This is a genomic window from Roseibium sp. TrichSKD4 (assembly GCF_000148725.1).
In the GTDB taxonomy this organism is placed as follows: domain Bacteria; phylum Pseudomonadota; class Alphaproteobacteria; order Rhizobiales; family Stappiaceae; genus Roseibium.
Genome location: NZ_GL476320.1, coordinates 227,698 through 243,372, shown reverse-complemented (window position 1 = coordinate 243,372; position 15,675 = coordinate 227,698). Strand labels below are relative to the sequence as shown.

The window sequence follows — 15,675 nt, the reverse complement described above, 5'->3', positions numbered from 1 at the left end:
GCAGCCACTCTCCTCTCCCAAGGTCCTCACTCCTCACAACTGTAATCGCCGCTGATGCTCCGCTTTTTTTTGGTTTTTGCAGGGATCGCGGTAACAGCGTTGTCTGGGAACCCTAAAACCGCATTTGCCGATACCAATCGGTTTCAAGTCGTAGACACCGATAGAGCCCCTTGGCCTGCAGTTGGGAGATTGAATGTGGTTGGCTATGACAGGATCGCCATGTGCACCGCCACCCTCATAGGGCCACAAACGATCCTGACGGCGGCGCATTGTTTGTTTGATGGCAGGACCGGAAAGGCGCACCGGCTTGACAAACTGCGCTTTGTGGCCGGGGTTCGGCGCGATCAAAACAGTGGCGTCTCTTCGGTTGACTGCGTGCGATATCCCAAGGGGCACACTTACATCGGCACACCAAAACTCAAAGACACCAAACTCGACGTAGCTGTTGTTCGTCTCTCAAGACCAATTGAAGTCACCCCAGCGGCCGTGTTTTCGCCCTCCAACACCAAACAAATCACCCGTGAAACGCGCTTACAAGCAGCTGGCTATCGCCGTTCGAGAAAATTCCTGCCGACGCTCGACGCCAATTGCCGATTGGATGGCGTGAAAGACGGCGTTTGGGTTACCACTTGTGCGACTGAAAAAGGCGCATCTGGAGGCCCGGTGTTCATTAACGTCGATAACCAGCTTGTCGTCGCAGGGGTTCTCTCGGCAAAACTGAAACAGTCTCGCTCGATTGCCGTTCCCTTTACCAAGTGGAGTGACATGTTACCGTTTGATGCCTGCCCGTCGTCCGCGGCCAAATAACTAAGCGCTCCTCTCTCCACGGGATGCAACCGTACCCCTCCGCCTAATTATCCACTTGGCGTGATTGGATTTTCCTGCATTTACTGGCAATGGACAAAATACGAGGCCGACGACGCCTGAGGGGATTTCAGCAGCGCGCCATGAACCAGCATGTAGACACACCTGCAGATATCGAGACGGATAAGCTCGCCTTTGTGTCCAGCGACACAGAAGAGGCCATTGCCGCACGGCAAAGCCTGGAAGCTGCATATGGCAGCGCTCCTGCGGGCGAGGCAGATATCATCGTCGCTCTTGGCGGTGACGGGCTCATGCTTCAAACCCTGCACAAATTCATGGGGTCGGGAAAACCGATCTACGGGATGAACCGGGGTTCAGTCGGTTTCCTGATGAACGAATTTCGGGCCGAGGACCTGCGCGCTCGACTGAAGGTCGCAGATATCACAACGATTCACCCACTTACCATGGACGTGACAGACCAGGATGGCGCCCGCCACACGGCGCGCGCCATTAATGAAGTGTCTCTCCTCAGACAGTCCTCGCAAGCAGCACGTTTGAAAGTGTCGGTCGATCAGCGTGTTCGCCTCGATGAACTCGTTTGTGACGGGATCATTGTGGCGACGCCGGCAGGCAGCACCGCTTATAATCTATCAGCGCACGGCCCCATTTTGCCAATCTCCTCCCCGCTTCTGGCGCTCACACCGATCAGCGCGTTTCGCCCTAGGCGTTGGCGCGGTGCTCTTTTGCCTGATCATGCTCAGGTGGATATTGAAATCCTCGATCCATTGAAGCGACCTGTCAGTGCATCGGCAGATCATCGGGAAATCAGAAATGTAGTCAGCGTGTCAATTCGTGAGGAGCTGGCATTGGATGGCCTGATCATGTTTGATCCTGACCACGGCTGGGATGAGCGCATATTGACAGAGATGTTCCGATATTGACGCCGTTCTTCTAGCGAAGTGAGCAAAGATCGCTGCATAACCCGGCACACACCCTCCAGCTTTGCCCAAGGGTGTTGAATGACTTCGCCAATTGAGGTTGTTTCAAGTATCATGTGACAGAATAATCGGAAACGCTCACTCAAGAGGCAGGCCATGGCTGCGGACACGCCGGGAGACGATGAGGACTATGAGGTTATCAAACCACCGCAAACCCTGAGGTCCAAGGTTCGCGAACTCGGCCCGCGCGAAACAGCCAAATTCAATCCGATTGAGGCCGCAGAAGCGGCGATGCAACGCCTGTCGGGTAACTTTGACGGCTGGATGCGCAAGGAAGCTGATGAGCTTGGCAGCGCTTGGCAAGCCGTTGAGGAGAATGGGTTGACTGCCGAGACCCTCGACCCGGTGTATCAGGCGGCTCACAACATCAAGGGTCAAGCCGTGACGCTTGGATATCCGCTTGTCGGGCAAGCTGCTGCCCTATTCTGCCACCTTGTAGATTGTGCGCAGGATGCCGCCCAACTGCCGACGGAAATTGTCGGCAGATATGTTGCAGCGATCAGAGCCATGGTGGCGGAAGGCGCACGCGATGAAACCAGCCCCGCAGGTCAACAGTTGGTGCAGGGGCTGGCGGAGATCACCGACACGCTCCTGAAAGCCCAATCAAAAAAGAAATAACCTCCACTTTTAGCGGAGGTTATTAAGTTTCATTTCAGCAGGGAAGCAATGTAGAAGGCGCTATGCAGCTGCAAGCGACTTAATGTTGTTTTCCTTCACAAAGGCGCGTGCTTCCTGACGCGCCACATCCACTGCAAAGTTGCGCAGGAAGGCGACGATATCATCGTCCCCGCCCAGGGCTTCATCCTGCAACTCTTCCAGAAGATATTCGGTCAGGTACCGGGCCTGCTCGATATGCAGATCCCGGGTAAAATCTGCTTCAACCTGACGAGCCAGATCCATGGTGAGCAAGAAGGCCTGATGGGCTCGAACCGGAAGGCCTGCTTTACGCAACAAGGCGCGCAACACGGCCGGACGAGCTGTTTGAAGCGTGTCCCGCAGACGCGGTGCCGGGACATTGCCCAGAATTGACAGGGCATGCACAAACAGGCGCAGCTGCCCGCAACATACAGCCCGCAAGAGCAGTCGTGTGTTCAAATGCCCTTCATCGCGCAAATAGGGGATAAAATCTGCCAGCTGAGTTTCGTCTGCCTTGGACGCCAGACGCAGGATCACCTTGTCACTGCTTTCAGCTGCAAATTTCTGCTTAGCGCGCTCCGACATGCCCCGTTGAACAAGCGGATTGGCTTCAAGGCTGATTGCAAGCCGCAGCAAGAGGCCATGGCGCAGGCGAATGTTCAGATCGTCTCTTTGCAGGAGACGTTCACGCACAATTGCATGATCCTCAAAACGTTCTGCAATTCGCGAAATCGCTGAGTGAACAATCGTAGCATTGGTGTTGTCGAGAAGTGCAGCGCAGGCAGATGCCTCCCCCACCTCAGCAAGCGCAGCGCTGACGGCTGCAGAGAGATAAGCCCGCTGGGCGATCGCGACTTGAGCGCGCTCGGACCCTTCAGCCACCCAGTCCACCAGCTCGGTATCGGAGAAAATGGGAGACCGGCGAAGCACGGGCTCGGCCACTTCATCGATATCACCTGCCAACCCGCGAATAACATGAGCTGGAGCTTCTGTGCTGCGCGCCAGATTTTCGGCAAGCGCTTTGCGCACATCCACGCAAGGATCATCAAGCAGCAAGGTTAGGGCAACTGTCGCCCCTTTCCGCTCCTCATAAGACAATTCGGAATGCAACCATGCCCGCGCAAGTGCTCCCGCAGCTTCCGCTCTTGGCCCATCCGGGGCTGTTTCAACCCATTTTAGAAACTCGTTTATGACCATCTCTGACGCACTACTGATCTGTTTCCACCAGTTAAAAGTGACATCAAAGCCTTAACGATCGGTTCACCATAAATTTCGCAGGTGATTTTTCTTACGCAGGGGGAAGTAGGTCTCTTTGTTCCCAGCGATCATCAAGTGTCAAGAAGCGCGTAAGATCAAGCGGAATGCCGTCTTGAGCCATCGCCAGTTCTTGTATGGCCAACTTGGACCCGTTGTTGGAAAGGCGTGAATAAGCGCTTTCTTCAACAGCTGCAAAAGCTGAGGTCAGGCGGGCATTGACCTGCACCTGTTCCGACCCGTTGTCATTTCGAAACAGGGCCTCGAACGGGTTGACGGTCTCAGTCGCCTTGAATGCGGATGCGATCCGGCGAGTGGCACGATCAACAACCGGCGCATCCTCACTTGCCTGCGCGGCCTTGTTCGCAAAGGCAACCTGAGTCTGCTCTGCCTCTCCGGTTTGAACATCTGCAAACAGCGACAGGTCAGGGCGAGCAATCGGAACACCTACATTATCCGTCGGCTTGGCCGTTGGCAGAGTTGCCACCTGTGTCAGGCCCGAGACCTTTGGGGCACGCCCTCCCTGCCCGGTCACGGTCGCAATCATGTTCACCGCATCGTGCTTGGACACGATGACATCATAGACCTCCGTCATGGAGCGTGGTGATCCGTTGCGATGGTAAAAGATCGGCTTGTTGGCGCGCGCTTGCTTGCCAAATAAAGCGTCCGCCCGCAGGTCCGGATTGCTATCCACGGCATTAATCAAGCGAGAGGCTCCAGTGGCTCCAAGGAAGTGGGCCATGTAGAGCTCGCCGTCTGATGGCTCACGGCCAATCTTGCGGCTCAACTGATCCGAATTTTTCTGGGTCAAGGCGCCTGCCATCAACGCGGCAACCTTGGGATCCTTCCGCAGATCAAGGATTTCCTGTTCCGCCCGCGGATTAGAGACATAATAGCGACCACTTTTGGTCCGCTTGATCTGATCCGCAAACTTATCAAGCCCGTGTTTAGGGCCAGCCTCTTTCAATGTTTCCAGCCACGTGGACTCAATGAACTGAAACAGACCGGTCGCGCTCGACGTGCGCGCCTTGGCGGTCGGGTTCATCGAAGATTCTCGTTGGGCCGTCTTCAAGAGATAGTCGAAGGATGTTCCCGTCGAACTGCTTGCCGATTGAAAGGCCTGCTCGATCCGGGACGCTACCGACGCGGTCTCTGCTACACGCATGATACCCGCTCCTCGAGAGTTTCGTTATCTATTAGTTAATTTCGGGCCACAAAGGTTAACAAATAGTTAACAATCCACATGCTATGGTAACGCGATCATTTTTTCTTTGGAGATCGAAAGCATTGATAGAAGTAATTAATTTTCTCATACTTCAGTGTGCTTCTTCATGCAAGCGGTTTTGCAAAATGCAAATCAATTGAATGACTCGACGCACTGACCGGCAGAACTCTCAAACGTAGAACATGCAAAAACGGCCTTCTTCAAAAAAGGACCGCTTATTCATTAATCGAGCTAAATTGAGAGGATCAAGCGCCGGGGCGGCCCATTTCAAAGACCTCATTTACGACCGCGTAATCCTTGTAACCCAACCGCGACAGCGGACGCACCTTGGTCACATCGAAACGTCCATCGGTCAAAACGTCATCAGCGAGGTGCACCGCCACCACTTGACCAAACACCACATAACTGCCGGTCTCGTTGCCATCCAGGTCACGCATATTCTCGGTTTTAAGGTGTTTGCATTCCAGCGCGGAATAGGCGCTGGCCACGCGCGGAACATTCACCAGATTGCTCTCAGCCATTTCCAACTTGGCCGCTTCAAACTCGGATTCTCCGTGCGGAAGAGGCGCGGATGATGTGTTCATGCCGTCCTTTAGGTCCCAACTGACCATGTTGCACACAAATTCGCCAGTCTCGTCGATGTTGGAAACACTGTCCTTGTACCCGGTGGACGAGAACATCACGATAGGCGGCGTATCCCCGATGGCGTTGAAGAAGCTGTAGGGCGCAAGGTTGGCCCGCCCTTCCAGATCAACGCTGGAAATCCAACCAATTGGCCGCGGTGATACGATGGCCTTGAACGGGTTAAAGGGCAGTCCGTGATCATTTTTGGACGTTTCGTAAAACATGAAACCTCAGCTTTCCGGCCAGTTGGTGCAAATCTCGTCAAGGTTCGGGCGCGCCCGCTCCACCGGAGCCTGGGTCGGTGTGCCAATATGGATGAAACCAGCAAAACGCTCGCCCTCACGACACCCGAGATATTGGCTGGCTTCCTCATCAAAGGCATACCATTCGGACAGCCATTGAGCGGCAAAGCCCGCGCCACCGGCTGCATTTACAAGGTTCATGCAAACGGCGCCAGTTGACAATTCCTGTTCCCACACCGGAATTTTGGGGTGCATTCCGGCTGTGCTGATCACGCCAATAACGATAGGCGCGCGGGAAAACCGGGTGAGTTCCTGCTCCTTCCGAGCCTCGTCAAGCGGCCCGCAGCGAACTTCTGCCATTTCCGCCAGTTTCTCGCCAATCTCGACCGCCTTGTCCGAGCGGTAAATCACGAACCGCCAAGGGGTCAGCTTTCCATGGTCAGGAACACGGGCTGCAGCAGCCAGGAGCTTTTGAAGGATCACCTCATCCGGGCCGGGAGATGTCATCGTCTTGGATGGATGAGAGCGGCGGCTGAGCAAGAAGTCCAGCACCTCTGGCCTTGGGGATAGAATGGATGACATTGTAAAATCCTGCAAAATGCGAGTGTGATGAGGCGGTTATTCAGGTAATCTATTGACCACAATTGTCAACTTCGGTGAAACTGCCTTGAAATCGTCTGGATTTTCATAGCAGGAAGAGCATTAGACGCGTTTTAAAACGCAGCTTGGCAACCCGATTGACTGGTCAGGAGTGGTAAGGGTGCTGAACGGTTCGTTCAAAAATAAATGGTCCGCGCTGTGTTTGGCAGCATTGGTGGCAGTTGGCCCTGCCCTACCTGCACACGCCATCTCAGAGAAGAATACTGTCGCATCCGAACAGCGTGAAAATGGGCCGCCGATGCCGCCCCGCTTGAAACCCGATCCGAATGCCGTCGTGATCGAGGCCCAAAAGCCGGTTGAGAACCTTCTGGACCGTCCTCCCGAACCTCTCTTTTCAGATGCCTTGCTTCCCTATGCCCCAGCAAGCCCAAGCGGCAGCGGCTTTCCATCTGAACTCAATGGCGGCGTTCTTCACCTGATGGCCAAGCTGACCCGGGACACCGCACCGCTTACCAGTGGTTTGACTTGGCGGATTTACAGCGAGACCACCAATTCAGATGGCCGTCTGGAACTCATCGCGAAATCTGAAGGTGGGCATGCGGAGTTTCAACTCGATCCGGGCGTTTATCTGATTCACACCGGCTACGGGTATGCCTCGGCGGTTAATCGGATTGTGATGGGCCGCAAGGTCGAATCCAAAATGGTGACACTCAATGCCGGAGGTGTGAAGCTCAATGCGGGTCTTGATCAGGACACACCACTGAGTACAGACGTGCAATTTGACGTTTACGGAATGGAGTTCAATGAGCGCGGTGAGCGACAGCTGATCGTTGACGGTCTGTCACCCGGTGACATTGTGCGCCTGAACGCCGAAACCTATCACATTGTCAACCGTTATGGGGACAGCAACTCCGTTGTGCGTGCCGATGTCCAAGTCCTTCCGGGCAAGCTGACTGAAGCAACGCTCTTCCATAAGGCCGCTGAAATCACCCTCAAGCTGGTCAATGAAGAAGGCGGTGAAGCCATTGCCAATACATCATGGTCGGTCCTCAGCCCTGGCGGTGATGTTGTCGTGGAAGCCACAGGAGCTTTTCCAAGCTTCGTTTTGGCTGCGGGCGACTATGAGGTGATTGCACGAAACAATGGCCGCCTGTTTCAGGATAAATTCAAGGTGCAAACCGGCGGTGACCGGGAAGTTGAAGTTCTGGCGAGCAGCCGGAGTGACCGCGTTACCCCAGCTTCTTTGAACTGATCCGCCGGAAATAGCAGCCCTGGTCTCAGGCCAACCGCCGTTGGTTTTGTGCCTCAAGGCCTTCAGCGAATTCATCAGCTGTCCAGTTTGCAGTTAAGGCGCGCAGGAACAGCTGCTTCTGCGTTTCCGGAGCAAGTCCGCCAACCGGCGGATCCCGATCCAGATTTGTTGGGAATGAGTACCCTTCCGCACAAGACGACACAGCTGCTTCGATTTCTGTATCAGAAAGGGTGCCAGCAGCCTTTAGCGACTGTATCGCCGGATAAAGCGCCTTACACATCCCTGTCCGGTCAATGCTTTCCATAGCTCGCCCGAAGGCGCTGGAGACCTGCAGCAAATTGACCATCCGCTGGACGTTTTCGCTGCGATTTGCCCCAGCTGCATGAAAGAGCGCAGGATTGAAGAAGATGGCATCACCTTTTTGAAGGGGAAGCTGCACATATCGCTCTTCAAAACAGGCCCGGAACTCATCTAGCCGCCATGCCGCATAACCTGCTCTGTAAAGCTGAGAGAACGGAAGCAGTTTTGTTGGGCCGCTCTCAACCGGCATGTCTGCGTGCGCGATGCCGCCTTGAAGCGTCATGACGGGCGACAGGTCATGAACGTGAGCTGGATAGGACGCACTGATATCTGCCGTTTGAAATCCGAGATGATAATCCCGGTGCGCTTGCTGGGCTTCGCCGCCGGGCCGCACAAGGTTGACCTGTGCCGTCATCTGATAATTCGGGCCGAGCCAAGCTTCGCACACAGCATCAATCGCCGCGTTTCCGAAACAACGTGCAAACACGTCCGGGGCTTCCAGACAGAGTTTTTGCAGTGAATTCCAGATTCGGTCGTTGGCTCCAGCTTTTGCGAAATGATCTGCACCGCCGCCGCTTTTTGTCTTCTCCCGTTCGATGATCGAGAGGAACACTTCAGTGGCGGCATCCAGCGGAGCCGTGTCGTCATACGCACCTTTGAGAACCAGCACACCAGAGCGGTCTTTCAACACGGACGCCCATTCAGCCATAATCTGCCGGCGGGCACTCGTTTCGCCCAGCATGCCACGCAAGTTCGATACGTCATAGATCGGGATGTTTTGCTCAATGGTATCCGTGTAGTTCAGATCTGAAGACGAGAGCTTTTGATCCAAAAGCGCCTTGAAGTCTTCAAGACGGCAAGATTGCGCGTCGAAATACCCGTTCATTGGTGTTTGTGCGTCCATGATCCCCTCCCTGTCTGGTCATGAGAGAATGGTACTGAGCACCTTCCCTTGCGTGAGCGGAAAAAACCATCAAAAATCCATCAAATGACACACCGGTTTCCAGCCAAAGAGATAGCCCTTCAATCCGGCCTCAGTACGGCGACGGTGGACCGTGTTTTGAATGCGCGGGCCGGAGTGAGCCCACAGGCCAAAAGACGGGTGGAGACCGCCCTCCGTGAGCTTGAAGCCCAGGAACAGCAACTGTCTGCACGCGGACGGCGGCTTGTTATAGATGTTGTGGCAGAAGCCCCTTCCCGGTTCTTGCGGGAAATTCGCAGCTCAACAGAGCGGGCCCTTAGCACGTTTCGACCGCTTTCAATCCGCGCCCGGTTCACGTTTCACGAAACACTGTCAGTACCGGATTGTGTGGCGGAACTTGTCCGCATTGCGAAAAGAGGCAGCGATGGTGTTTGCCTGAAGGCACGCGATGTACCGGAAATCCGAAATGCGATTTCTGATCTGACAATGCGCGGCATTCCAGTGGTCACCATCTTCACCGATTGCCCTTCCTCGCAGCGAACAGCTTATGCCGGGCTCGACAATTACAAGGCTGGGCAAACGGCTGGTTATCTGATGTCCGGCCTTTTGAATGGCGCTGATGGCACCGTATTAGCGACTCAGAGTGATCGCGGATTTCAAGGGGAAGAAGACAGACTGGATGGGTTTCGCCAGCAGTTCAGCCGCAGTCGGCCAGACGTTCCCATTCTGGAGGTTGGAAGCGGTGCGGGCCTCAACAGACGCACCGCCGAAGCCATTGAGAAGGCTTATGAAAAAGGCACCCGTATTATCGGCGTGTATTCCATGGGTGGTGGCAATCATGGAGTTATCAAAACGCTGACCCAGTTCCGGCAAAAACCAATCGCTATAATCGGCCACGACCTTGACGAAGACAATGTCGACCTCCTGCGCTCAGAAGCGCTGACGCTGGTCCTCTATCATGATCTTGAACAGGATATGCGCACGGCCATTCAACATATTCTCGCTCATCGACGCGTTCTGCCGAATGCTCCGCCTGACAACAGCTTGAGTGATATTCAAATCATCACGCCGCTGACTATTCCGGATCGCTATTGCCCGTAATTGTAGCTCAGCAGTTTTCCTCTTCCATCAGCCGATAGAAGTCTTTTAGCGTCTTTCCAGATTCAGACCGAAAGGTCTCACCGGTGTCCAAAACAGCGGCAATGCGGTCCAACCGGAACATGCGAAAATCATCCCGAAGTTCGCACCAGGCTACCAGTGTCCAGACCTTGCCCCAGAACCAAAGTCCCAGCGGCCTGAGAACCCGCCGCGTCTCCTTACCGGCTGCGTCCTGATAATTGATCGACAAGCGTTTTCGTTCATTGGCTGCTGTTTCCAGTAGATCAATAAGATTGCGAACCTCTGGCGTCATCTCAAAGGCAAGCGCATGAATTTCAACTGAGTCCGCACGTGTGTTGAGATTTTTCGGCAAAACCGAGTTTATCTTGACCAAGGCCTCTTCCGCGGCCCGTGCCATACCTGCACCGCCCCATGCCTTGATCAGACGTGCCCCAGCGACCAGCGAGACAATTTCCTCACGCGTGAACATCAGCGGCGGGAGGTCATAGCCATCGCGCAGGATATAACCAACCCCGGCAGCCCCATCTATCAGCACCCCGGTCGCCTGAAGGTCTGCAATATCGCGATAGATTGTACGTTCAGACACTTCCAGCCTGTCGGCCAGCTGCCGTGCCCGCACAAGCCGCCCGCCCCGAAGGTATTGCACGATCTGGAACAGGCGGTCTGCGCGTCTCATCAATAAAGCTCGATCAAATCATTTGGGATTGGAAAAGAACATTCCGACGGAATTGCCATCTGGATCAAGACCATAAACAAACCGTCCAGAGGGAATGGCGACCGGCTCGAAGACAATTTCTCCGCCTTCTGCCCCAAAGCGTTCGACAGTTGCCTCAAGGCTGTCAGGACACGCAAGGTGGATCGTTGGCCCGGTTCCCCTTGCAGGTGGCTTGCCCGGATAAAGATGTCCAGCAACACCATTGTCGCTTTCATATGGGAACATGGCGATCGGGTTCGGGCCCATATCATCAATCCGGTTCAGTTCTGTCATAAACACCGTGTTGTAAAACCGGGTGGCTTTTTCCAGATCAGACACCGGAAGCTCGAACCAGACTGCGAAATCGGCGGGTTTAAAAGTCATTGAAACGTCCTCATTGTGTTTTTCAACGAGGCAAGGACTAGCACCCCCCTCCTGACAACATTCTGTCAGGAGAGTGGGACGGGATACCAAAAATTGGAGCAAATAGATTCGTCCATTTATATAATTAATTATTGTATTACGATAATTTTTTCCCATATGGAATCAGAGCTATTTTGAACCACTAATTCCACCAGGGACACTTAAACAGATGATTTTTGAAGGATTTCTAGCCCTTGTTGCAGGTTATGCGTCTGCCTTTGGGCTAATTGACCGCCCCCAGACACCAAAGGTCAGGCCCTATGCAATTCACAATGTCAAAATTGAAGGGGGAGAGAGCCATATCACACTTGATGCTGAAATCACCATCCCAACAAACGCTCACAAGGCCCCGGCAATTGTGTTCATTACGGGATCAGGCCCGCACAACAAGGATGAGGAGCTGCTCGGCCACAAGCCGTTTCTTGTCCTGTCAGACTATCTGACTCGCAAGGGATACATAGTCTTGAGATTTGATGATCGTGGTGTCGGCCAGAGCACAGGAGACTTCGCCAGCGCAACCCCAAAAGAGTTTGCTGAAGATGCCGCAGCAGCCCTCTCATTCTTACGAAGTCACCCAAAGGTTGACCCTCAAGCAACAGGATATCTCGGGCATTCAGAAGGCGGATATATAGCACCAATGGCACAACAGCTGGAACCTGCCGATTTCCATGTCTATTTGGCGGGACCCGCACTCCCGCTGTTGCCGGATGTTATGCTGTCTCAAGTCGCGGATGTCGCCAAAACATCTGGCGCAACCGACGCGGAAATTGCCTCTAACCGGCGGCAAGTGAAGACCCTTGCCGCCATACTAAAATCTGCGGAGACTCTGGATGAAGTTAAAGACCGCATTTCACGACTTTTGAAAGAAGCGAATGCAACGAAAGCCGAGCGAGATGAAAATATGGAGGTATGGGCCACAGAATGGGCGCGTTTTTACGCCAACCATGGCCCAGCTCCGGCTCTCAAAAACTTGAAAATCCCGGTATTTGCGCTTTATGGAGGCAGTGACATTCAGGTGTCCGCCGCAGAGAATGCTCCAATCATGGCTTCTTATTTGCGCCACCAGTCATCACGTGTTGTGACCTTACCACATCATAATCACCTGTTTCAGTGGTCTGCCACAGGAGCGTTGGAAGAGTATCTGACCATAAGCACGACCATGGAAACACAAGCTATGCAGACGATCGCAGACTGGCTGGAGGAAACCGTCAGATCTCACTAATGCGACGTTGGCTCCTCATGCTTTCCGCCCTGCGACAAAACCGCGACTGATAGCCCTTGCGCCATCGACCAAAAAGAGGCTGGCGACGATCACTCCGCCCCAGTCTCGCAGCACGGGAACTTCAGCAACATTCCAGCCAAAGCGAAACACACTGTCGAGACAGACAGCTGCCCACCAAAAGCCAAGCGGCAAAACGAATACCAGTCGCCCCAGGCGCCCAGCGCTCCAGAAAAACCCGTTTTCCGCAAGCAACACCTTTCGTGCCTCAGACCGAGCTTGCAGTTCTGCACGAATTTCCTCTCTGGCACGATCCATACGGCCCACTGTGTGTGCAGCGCGGTGGGTCATCTGTTTTTCCAGCACTTGCAAAACCTGTCTGAGAACACCGGATGAGAGCCAATTCAACAAGAGACTGATCATTTATTCTCCCCTGAGACCCAGCCAGCTGGCCCGATTGTGATGTGACGAAGGATGATATTGATCACCCCCAATGTCAGCGCCACCCAACCAGCTTCCTCGGTGGGCAGAACCTCCGGCCAGGGGAATTGACCCAGATACTGAAGCACTTGAACCGCGATAACGGCCAATGCAACCAAGCCGTTGAAGATGAACGTCTTCCACCCGGCCAAGACATGTGTTTTTCCCGAAGGCTTACTGAGCTCCGCGTTAGATTTGTTGGTCATGAACCCAATCTCCGATCTTTGCGATGTGAGAAGAAACCCGACCGCGGTAGCGCCAGACCAGGCTGGCCAGCCCCCGAAGACAAAGCGCGCTCACGGCCACCATCAGGGTGAGATCCACTGGCACCTGCCCCATGGCTCTACCCAAAAGGGCAAGGAGGGCCGAAAGCATCGCCAATGCCGTTCCTTTTCGCTTTGCAAGTTGCCTTTGCAGACGGGTGCGGGTGGCGGGACCAGCAATCCCGTCAACCACCAACGGCGGATGGCTGCGCTGAAAGGCACGAATGGCGTCCCGCGTTCGATCTCCCAACACACCATCGATGCTTCCTGAATCGAACCCCACCTGCTTGAGCGAGGTTTGTAAGGTTGCGATGTCGTCTTTCGTTGGAGCGATCCGGCTTTGCGCAAGACCATAATGCCCAGTGCGCAGCAAGCGAGCTTCGCCCAAGCGCCGCTTGATCAAACCGGGCAATGAAATCCCGTTTGCGGTGGTTCCGGTTCTCTCCAGAAGCTGAGCACTTCGCGCGATCTCACCATTTTTTAGAGCTTTTGACCATTTCCAGCGCAGCGCCCGGCAGCCAAGATTGTAGACAACCGACACACAGGCATCGAACTGGTAGGGCTTCAAATTCGGCAAAGCGTCTGAGACTGGCGGTGCGTATTCCTCATCCAGCAAACGCAACAAAAGTTGATTGGCTTCGCTGCGTGATAAATGATCCCCGACCTTCAAGGCTCTCCCATTATGGGTGGCTCGCCACCAGCTTGAGAAAACACGACTTCGCATTGTGAAGCCGTAACCGATGGTGATAATGCCAGCGGGATCAAGATAGCCGCGGGAGACAAAGCCCTCGTGCTTGGCAATAAAGGCCAGTCCGCGCTCACTCACTTTCATGGGCGCTCTCCTGTGTGTTCCAGGGTGTCGGGAAAAAGGACGTTTCGAGCAAAGGCGCGTGAGAAATCCGCCGCGCCTTTACGAAGTCCTAAGGAAAATTATGGTTAATGATGTCTTGCACCGCATTGCCTGCCCATTGGGTGCGCAGGCGGTCGGACAGACCAAGGGGGATTTCGCATGAACGCGAACCATCATCCCGCCTTGCATGGCATTGATCAGGTTTTTCGGCTGTTTTTCTTGTTTTGCGTATGTGTTGCCGGGGTCGGCTTTGCGACGGGATCACGCGCTGACGATGTGGAGGAGGTTTCCTTCCGCACGCCAACCTCGCAATGGGAGGTCAGTTGGCTCAACGAGCTTTATGCCGAGGCCTTCGAGGCTGAAACGCTTGAGCCGATCAATTGGTCATCGCCGCCGTTTCAAACCGCGATCCGCGACCTGGACGGAAAACCGGGAAACGCCGCCATTTTTGTGAGCTGGACCGACACGCGCTTTTGCACTGCCAACGCCTGCCAATTGGACGTTTGGTATTGGGATGCGCCCGAGGCCATCGACAAGGGTGTTTATCGGAAAGTTCTGCAAGGCATTGCCCTTCAACCACTGACACTCGGCCCTGAAAGCCAGCGCGGCATGCGCGATGTCTGGGTGGGTGAAATCCGGTATCGCTGGACAGGAAGCCGATACGAGAAATAGCCGTCAAATCGTTGCTTCGGGCACAAAACAATGGACGGCCAGTTTCACCCGACCGCCCGTAAAGGCTCCGTCCCGTGCCGTCAGAACCACATCCGTTGGGCTGTAAAACGCGGTTGGACCGATCACTCCGAGATTGCTGCTGCCAGCAGCAACACCCAGATTGCCACCAAATTTGTTTGTTTCCCCAAAATGCCGCAGTCATAAGAACTTGCCCCTTGCACCATTTCGCTGGTGCGGGTGGAGACACACATGACAATGGCTCGGTTAGGGATGAGACCCGGCGCGGTGACGGACCCACCGGACAAATTGGACAAGTCTGCCTCGATCACCTTGTGCCAGCTGCGCGCACCAAGCGCTCCTTGAGCCAGAACAGTTTCTGACGTGGTCGGCGTTTCAGGCAGAAGCCAACTTGTACCATCAAAGATCAAGTGGCAGCCTTCATCTTGAACAAAGGCCGTCTGACCGATGACCGGGCTTGTGAAAATCCAACTTCCTTGCTCATAAAATGCCAACTGCCCGTCCGCACCAGCCCATACGCCACTGGCTCCATTTGGAACGAGATAGGCCTCGCCTTCTTGCGCTGTTGGCGGCGTTATAAGACTTCTGCTGACCAGCGCCAGATGCATCAATCGGTCGAGACGGATAAGTGCCTCATTGTGAGTGATGTGCTTTTGCGCCTGCGCGGCGGCGATAAGCGGAAGATTGAAGCGCTGGGTTTCAGACATGAAGACACCTCTTTGTAGATGCGCCGCGCCCATAGGTGGCAGACAGCTGGGCGACGGACAGGCAGAGCGAAGACACAGGCCCGCCGAAATCCGCCAGTTCTTCTGTTTCGGGGTAGACAACCGTGGGCTGGTCGCTTGAGAGCGTTCGCAGCACTTGACCGTCGTTCGTCAGAATATCGACCTCATAGGCCTCACGGTCTTCGGCCAGAGGCACCTCAATCTGCTCCCAGCTGTCGCCGCCATATCGAGCGCGCCGAACCCATGAGACCTGAATTCCCTCAGGCGTCCGGATTGCGTTGAGATGCACTGGCGCCAAAGGCCGCGCACCATGCCGCTTCGAGCTGTGCTCAAACCGCACCACCGCTGGATCATC

The 15,675-nt window shown here is 54.6% G+C and carries 20 protein-coding genes; 7 read left to right on the top strand and 13 right to left on the bottom strand.

All coding sequences use genetic code 11. From position 1 onward, the window contains the following. Window positions 1–54: 54 nt before the first annotated feature. The 3 genes from TRICHSKD4_RS21755 (at window position 55) to TRICHSKD4_RS21745 (ending at window position 2,420) form a co-directional block, all read left to right on the top strand. Entirely contained in the window at window positions 55–807 is a 753-nt protein-coding gene (locus tag TRICHSKD4_RS21755) for a serine protease (RefSeq protein ID WP_040617473.1), read from the top strand. Window positions 808–947: 140 nt separating this feature from the next. After that, window positions 948–1,745: an NAD kinase gene (locus TRICHSKD4_RS21750; protein ID WP_009469134.1), complete on the top strand. Its 798-nt coding sequence runs from the start codon at window positions 948–950 to the stop codon at window positions 1,743–1,745. A 153-nt stretch (window positions 1,746–1,898) separates the two neighbouring features. After that, a complete protein-coding gene (locus tag TRICHSKD4_RS21745) occupies window positions 1,899–2,420 on the top strand; it encodes an Hpt domain-containing protein (RefSeq protein ID WP_009469133.1) in 522 nt (173 codons plus the stop codon). A gap of 60 nt (window positions 2,421–2,480) precedes the next feature. Here TRICHSKD4_RS21745 and TRICHSKD4_RS21740 read toward each other — a convergent pair whose 3' ends face one another. The 4 genes from TRICHSKD4_RS21740 to TRICHSKD4_RS21725 all read right to left on the bottom strand — a co-directional run bounded on the left by TRICHSKD4_RS21740 (window position 2,481) and on the right by TRICHSKD4_RS21725 (window position 6,365). After that, window positions 2,481–3,635 carry a DUF2336 domain-containing protein gene (locus tag TRICHSKD4_RS21740; protein ID WP_009469132.1) on the bottom strand — a complete coding sequence of 385 codons (1,155 nt, stop codon included), beginning with the start codon at window positions 3,633–3,635 and terminating at the stop codon, window positions 2,481–2,483. 91 nt (window positions 3,636–3,726) lie between these two features. Next, a complete protein-coding gene (locus TRICHSKD4_RS21735; RefSeq protein ID WP_009469131.1) occupies window positions 3,727–4,857 on the bottom strand; it encodes a transglycosylase SLT domain-containing protein in 1,131 nt (376 codons plus the stop codon). 305 nt (window positions 4,858–5,162) lie between these two features. Further along, entirely contained in the window at window positions 5,163–5,765 is a 603-nt protein-coding gene (locus TRICHSKD4_RS21730; RefSeq protein ID WP_009469130.1) for a flavin reductase family protein, read from the bottom strand. Window positions 5,766–5,771: 6 nt separating this feature from the next. Beyond that, window positions 5,772–6,365: a nitroreductase gene (locus tag TRICHSKD4_RS21725; RefSeq protein ID WP_009469129.1), complete on the bottom strand. Its 594-nt coding sequence runs from the start codon at window positions 6,363–6,365 to the stop codon at window positions 5,772–5,774. Window positions 6,366–6,543: 178 nt separating this feature from the next. Here TRICHSKD4_RS21725 and TRICHSKD4_RS21720 point away from each other — a divergent pair, with 178 nt between their 5' ends. Continuing rightward, window positions 6,544–7,635, top strand: coding sequence for a hypothetical protein (locus tag TRICHSKD4_RS21720; RefSeq protein ID WP_009469128.1), 1,092 nt, complete (start codon window positions 6,544–6,546; stop codon window positions 7,633–7,635). 25 nt (window positions 7,636–7,660) lie between these two features. Here TRICHSKD4_RS21720 and TRICHSKD4_RS21715 read toward each other — a convergent pair whose 3' ends face one another. Continuing rightward, window positions 7,661–8,839, bottom strand: coding sequence for a phytanoyl-CoA dioxygenase family protein (locus TRICHSKD4_RS21715; protein WP_009469127.1), 1,179 nt, complete (start codon window positions 8,837–8,839; stop codon window positions 7,661–7,663). Between the two features lie 84 nt (window positions 8,840–8,923). Between TRICHSKD4_RS21715 and TRICHSKD4_RS21710 the strand changes: the two genes are divergently transcribed. Further along, window positions 8,924–9,958 carry a LacI family DNA-binding transcriptional regulator gene (locus TRICHSKD4_RS21710; RefSeq protein WP_139052250.1) on the top strand — a complete coding sequence of 345 codons (1,035 nt, stop codon included), beginning with the start codon at window positions 8,924–8,926 and terminating at the stop codon, window positions 9,956–9,958. 7 nt (window positions 9,959–9,965) lie between these two features. Here TRICHSKD4_RS21710 and TRICHSKD4_RS21705 read toward each other — a convergent pair whose 3' ends face one another. Then, on the bottom strand, window positions 9,966–10,652 hold the full coding sequence (locus tag TRICHSKD4_RS21705; protein WP_009469125.1) for a YafY family protein: 687 nt from the start codon (window positions 10,650–10,652) through the stop codon (window positions 9,966–9,968). 18 nt (window positions 10,653–10,670) lie between these two features. Beyond that, complete coding sequence (locus TRICHSKD4_RS21700; protein WP_009469124.1) at window positions 10,671–11,054, bottom strand: VOC family protein; 384 nt, start codon at window positions 11,052–11,054, stop codon at window positions 10,671–10,673. A gap of 208 nt (window positions 11,055–11,262) precedes the next feature. Between TRICHSKD4_RS21700 and TRICHSKD4_RS21695 the strand changes: the two genes are divergently transcribed. Beyond that, window positions 11,263–12,315, top strand: coding sequence for a S9 family peptidase (locus TRICHSKD4_RS21695; protein ID WP_009469123.1), 1,053 nt, complete (start codon window positions 11,263–11,265; stop codon window positions 12,313–12,315). Between the two features lie 15 nt (window positions 12,316–12,330). Here the strand turns inward: TRICHSKD4_RS21695 and TRICHSKD4_RS21690 are convergent, their stop codons facing one another. The 3 genes from TRICHSKD4_RS21690 to TRICHSKD4_RS21680 are packed head-to-tail and all read right to left on the bottom strand — an operon-like array spanning window position 12,331 to window position 13,887. Further along, window positions 12,331–12,735 carry a hypothetical protein gene (locus tag TRICHSKD4_RS21690; RefSeq protein WP_009469122.1) on the bottom strand — a complete coding sequence of 135 codons (405 nt, stop codon included), beginning with the start codon at window positions 12,733–12,735 and terminating at the stop codon, window positions 12,331–12,333. Next, window positions 12,732–12,998: a hypothetical protein gene (locus tag TRICHSKD4_RS21685; protein WP_050763513.1), complete on the bottom strand. Its 267-nt coding sequence runs from the start codon at window positions 12,996–12,998 to the stop codon at window positions 12,732–12,734. Before TRICHSKD4_RS21685 ends, TRICHSKD4_RS21690 begins: the two co-directional genes overlap by 4 nt. Then, complete coding sequence (locus tag TRICHSKD4_RS21680) at window positions 12,982–13,887, bottom strand: glycoside hydrolase family protein (protein ID WP_009469120.1); 906 nt, start codon at window positions 13,885–13,887, stop codon at window positions 12,982–12,984. Before TRICHSKD4_RS21680 ends, TRICHSKD4_RS21685 begins: the two co-directional genes overlap by 17 nt. Before the next feature lie 177 nt (window positions 13,888–14,064). Here TRICHSKD4_RS21680 and TRICHSKD4_RS21670 point away from each other — a divergent pair, with 177 nt between their 5' ends. Continuing rightward, window positions 14,065–14,577, top strand: a complete 513-nt coding sequence (locus TRICHSKD4_RS21670; RefSeq protein ID WP_009469118.1) for a hypothetical protein — start codon at window positions 14,065–14,067, stop codon at window positions 14,575–14,577. A gap of 3 nt (window positions 14,578–14,580) precedes the next feature. Here the strand turns inward: TRICHSKD4_RS21670 and TRICHSKD4_RS32055 are convergent, their stop codons facing one another. From TRICHSKD4_RS32055 to TRICHSKD4_RS28530, 3 genes are all read right to left on the bottom strand, one after another. Beyond that, window positions 14,581–14,703 carry a hypothetical protein gene (locus TRICHSKD4_RS32055; RefSeq protein ID WP_009469117.1) on the bottom strand — a complete coding sequence of 41 codons (123 nt, stop codon included), beginning with the start codon at window positions 14,701–14,703 and terminating at the stop codon, window positions 14,581–14,583. Continuing rightward, on the bottom strand, window positions 14,700–15,302 hold the full coding sequence (locus TRICHSKD4_RS21665) for a DUF2793 domain-containing protein (protein ID WP_208993159.1): 603 nt from the start codon (window positions 15,300–15,302) through the stop codon (window positions 14,700–14,702). Before TRICHSKD4_RS21665 ends, TRICHSKD4_RS32055 begins: the two co-directional genes overlap by 4 nt. Continuing rightward, the coding region (locus TRICHSKD4_RS28530) for a hypothetical protein (protein ID WP_168157061.1) at window positions 15,295–15,675 on the bottom strand (381 nt) is incomplete at its 5' end. The genes TRICHSKD4_RS28530 and TRICHSKD4_RS21665, both read right to left, overlap by 8 nt.

Bases quoted from the DNA above. Each gene is read 5' to 3' on its own strand.
- TRICHSKD4_RS21705 (WP_009469125.1), bottom strand. From the start codon at position 10,652: ATGAGACGCGCAGACCGCCTGTTCCAGATCGTGCAATACCTTCGGGGC.
- TRICHSKD4_RS21680 (WP_009469120.1), bottom strand. From the start codon at position 13,887: ATGAAAGTGAGTGAGCGCGGACTGGCCTTTATTGCCAAGCACGAGGGC.
- TRICHSKD4_RS21735 (WP_009469131.1), bottom strand. From the start codon at position 4,857: ATGCGTGTAGCAGAGACCGCGTCGGTAGCGTCCCGGATCGAGCAGGCC.
- TRICHSKD4_RS21700 (WP_009469124.1), bottom strand. From the start codon at position 11,054: ATGACTTTTAAACCCGCCGATTTCGCAGTCTGGTTCGAGCTTCCGGTG.
- TRICHSKD4_RS21750 (WP_009469134.1), top strand. From the start codon at position 948: ATGAACCAGCATGTAGACACACCTGCAGATATCGAGACGGATAAGCTC.
- TRICHSKD4_RS21695 (WP_009469123.1), top strand. From the start codon at position 11,263: ATGATTTTTGAAGGATTTCTAGCCCTTGTTGCAGGTTATGCGTCTGCC.
- TRICHSKD4_RS21715 (WP_009469127.1), bottom strand. From the start codon at position 8,839: ATGGACGCACAAACACCAATGAACGGGTATTTCGACGCGCAATCTTGC.
- TRICHSKD4_RS21690 (WP_009469122.1), bottom strand. From the start codon at position 12,735: ATGATCAGTCTCTTGTTGAATTGGCTCTCATCCGGTGTTCTCAGACAG.
- TRICHSKD4_RS21685 (WP_050763513.1), bottom strand. From the start codon at position 12,998: ATGACCAACAAATCTAACGCGGAGCTCAGTAAGCCTTCGGGAAAAACA.
- TRICHSKD4_RS21710 (WP_139052250.1), top strand. From the start codon at position 8,924: ATGACACACCGGTTTCCAGCCAAAGAGATAGCCCTTCAATCCGGCCTC.
- TRICHSKD4_RS21755 (WP_040617473.1), top strand. From the start codon at position 55: ATGCTCCGCTTTTTTTTGGTTTTTGCAGGGATCGCGGTAACAGCGTTG.
- TRICHSKD4_RS21670 (WP_009469118.1), top strand. From the start codon at position 14,065: ATGAACGCGAACCATCATCCCGCCTTGCATGGCATTGATCAGGTTTTT.
- TRICHSKD4_RS21730 (WP_009469130.1), bottom strand. From the start codon at position 5,765: ATGTTTTACGAAACGTCCAAAAATGATCACGGACTGCCCTTTAACCCG.
- TRICHSKD4_RS21665 (WP_208993159.1), bottom strand. From the start codon at position 15,302: ATGTCTGAAACCCAGCGCTTCAATCTTCCGCTTATCGCCGCCGCGCAG.
- TRICHSKD4_RS21745 (WP_009469133.1), top strand. From the start codon at position 1,899: ATGGCTGCGGACACGCCGGGAGACGATGAGGACTATGAGGTTATCAAA.
- TRICHSKD4_RS21725 (WP_009469129.1), bottom strand. From the start codon at position 6,365: ATGTCATCCATTCTATCCCCAAGGCCAGAGGTGCTGGACTTCTTGCTC.
- TRICHSKD4_RS21740 (WP_009469132.1), bottom strand. From the start codon at position 3,635: ATGGTCATAAACGAGTTTCTAAAATGGGTTGAAACAGCCCCGGATGGG.